The 2269-nt window shown below is 69.4% G+C and carries 2 protein-coding genes; both read left to right on the top strand.

Annotation, left to right across the window (positions count from 1 at the left end):
- A partial coding sequence (brxD, locus tag FJ309_17425; GenBank protein MBM3956354.1) for a BREX system ATP-binding protein BrxD occupies positions 1–880 on the top strand: 880 nt, incomplete at its 5' end.
- Positions 877–2269 (top strand): DEAD/DEAH box helicase (locus FJ309_17430; GenBank protein ID MBM3956355.1); only part of this gene is annotated, 1393 nt, incomplete at its 3' end. The genes brxD and FJ309_17430, both read left to right, overlap by 4 nt.

Here is a 2269-nt window from a genome sequence, read left to right on the forward strand (position 1 = left end):
GAAGCGGACCGACGCCCTGCTCGAAGGCCGCTTGGCCGGCATCACGACCGTCGCCCCGCAGTTCTCGGCTGCGCTGCGCGGCTATCGGATCGCGTCGGTCTCCAGCGACCGGGCCACCGCCGACGGCGTCCTGGCCTGGGCCGCCGGCCAACCGCACGTCGCCGCAGGCGTGAAAAAGACCGCGGGCATCAAGGGGGACTTGGACCACTTCGGGGCCCTCGGTTTCCTCCAGGGGGTGCTCACGCTCCTCCGCGACGGCGGTCACGCCGGCCTGCTCGTCGTCCTCGACGAGGTGGAGACGATCCAGCGGGTCCGGAGCGACGCCCGCGACAAGAGCCTCAACGCCCTCCGGCAGCTCATCGACGAAGTCGAGGGGGGGCGGTTTCCGGGGCTGTTCCTGCTGATCACCGGGACGCCGGCGTTCTATGACGGGCCGCAGGGCGTGCGGAGACTCGAGCCCCTCGCCCAGCGGCTCCATGTCGACTTCCAGACCGACGCCCGGTTCGACAACCCCCGCGCCGTGCAGGTGCGCCTGCCGCCGTTCGACCTCGACCGGCTCTGCAAGGTGGGGAGTCGCGTGCGGGACATTTTTCTCCTAGGAGCGTCTTCTCCGGACCGAGTCGCGAAGGTCTGCGACGACGCACTCGTCCGCCGCTTGGCGGAGGCCGTGGCCGGCAAGCTCGGCGGAAAGGTCGGCATCGCGCCCCGGATCTTCCTCAAGAAACTCGTGGCCGACGTCCTCGACCGCGTCGACCTCCACCCCGACTTCGACCCGGCCCGCGACTACTCGCTCACGGTCAGCGAGACGGAGATGACACCCGTGGAGCGGCAGGCGAGCGGAGCGAAGGGGCTCGACGAGATCGAGCTCGACATCGGATGAGCAACTTCGAACTGCTGCACCCGGCAGTCCGGCACCATGTCGTCAATTCACTGGGATGGCGTAGCCTACGGCCGTTCCAAGACGCGGTCATCCCCCGGCTGCTTGCCGGCGAGCACCAGATCGTTCTCGCCCCGACCGCCGGCGGCAAGACCGAGGCAGCGGCGTTTCCGATCCTGTCACGGATGCTCACCGAGGACTGGCGCGGCCTCTCGGTCCTCTATGTCTGTCCGATCAAGGCCCTCCTCAACAACCTCGAGACGCGCCTGTCCCGCTATTGCGAGCTCCTCGGCCGCCGCGCGGCCCTCCGCCACGGCGACACGTCGGCGACCAGCCGCCGGCGAATCGTCCAAGACCCTCCCGACGTGCTTCTCACGACGCCAGAGTCGCTCGAAGTGATGCTCGTCTCGTCGCGGGTCGACGAGGAGATCCTGTTTGGCGACCTGCGCGCGGTGATCATCGACGAGATCCATGCCTTCGCCGGCGACGATCGCGGCTGGCACCTGCTCGCGGTGCTCGACCGGGTCACGAAGCTCGCCGGCCACCCGGTGCAGCGGATCGGCCTGTCGGCGACGGTCGGCAATCCACAAGCCCTCTGCGACTGGCTCGCCGGCTCCTGCGACGGCCCGCGGGGCGTGTATGCCCCCGCGACGGCCGCTCCCGCCGCCGCAGCCGACGTGGCGATCGACTTCGTCGGCTCGATCGAAAATGCTGCCACGGTCATCTCCCGGCTCCATCGCGGCGAGAAACGACTCGTGTTCTGCGAGAGCCGGGCCCGGGCCGAGGCGATCGGCACCGAGCTCGAGCGCCTCGGGACGACGACGTTCGTCACCCACAGCTCGCTCTCCGTCTCCGAGCGCCGCGCGGCTGAAGATGCCTTTGCCAACCGGGAAAACTGCGTCATCGTCGCCACGAGCGTCCTCGAGCTCGGCATCGATGTCGGCGATCTCGACCGGGTGATCCAGATCGACTCTCCCGGCCGCGTGGCGGGCTTTCTCCAGCGGATGGGTCGTACCGGGCGTCGCGCGGGCACGACGCGAAATTGTCTGTTTCTCGCCACCACACCGACCGCGCTCGTCCAGGCAGCGGCACTGGTCGATCTGTGGCGCGACGGATTCGTCGAGCCGGTCGTTCCCCCTGCCGAGCCGTTTCACCTGTTCGCGCAGCAGCTCCTCACGCTCGTGCTCCAGGAGCAGGGCCTGGGCCGGTCGGCATGGCGCGACTGGGTCGGGCGGATGCCCGGGTTCGCGGTCCAGCCGCCCGAAGCCCCCGAGCGGGTCATCGACCACATGCTCGCCGAGCGAATCCTGTTCGAGGACCAGGGGATCCTCGCCATCGACGAGCCGGGGGAGCGCCGGTACGGGTGGCGGCACTACATGGAGGTGATGAGCG

Source organism: Planctomycetota bacterium (assembly GCA_016872555.1).
GTDB lineage: Bacteria > Planctomycetota > Planctomycetia > Pirellulales > UBA1268 > F1-20-MAGs016.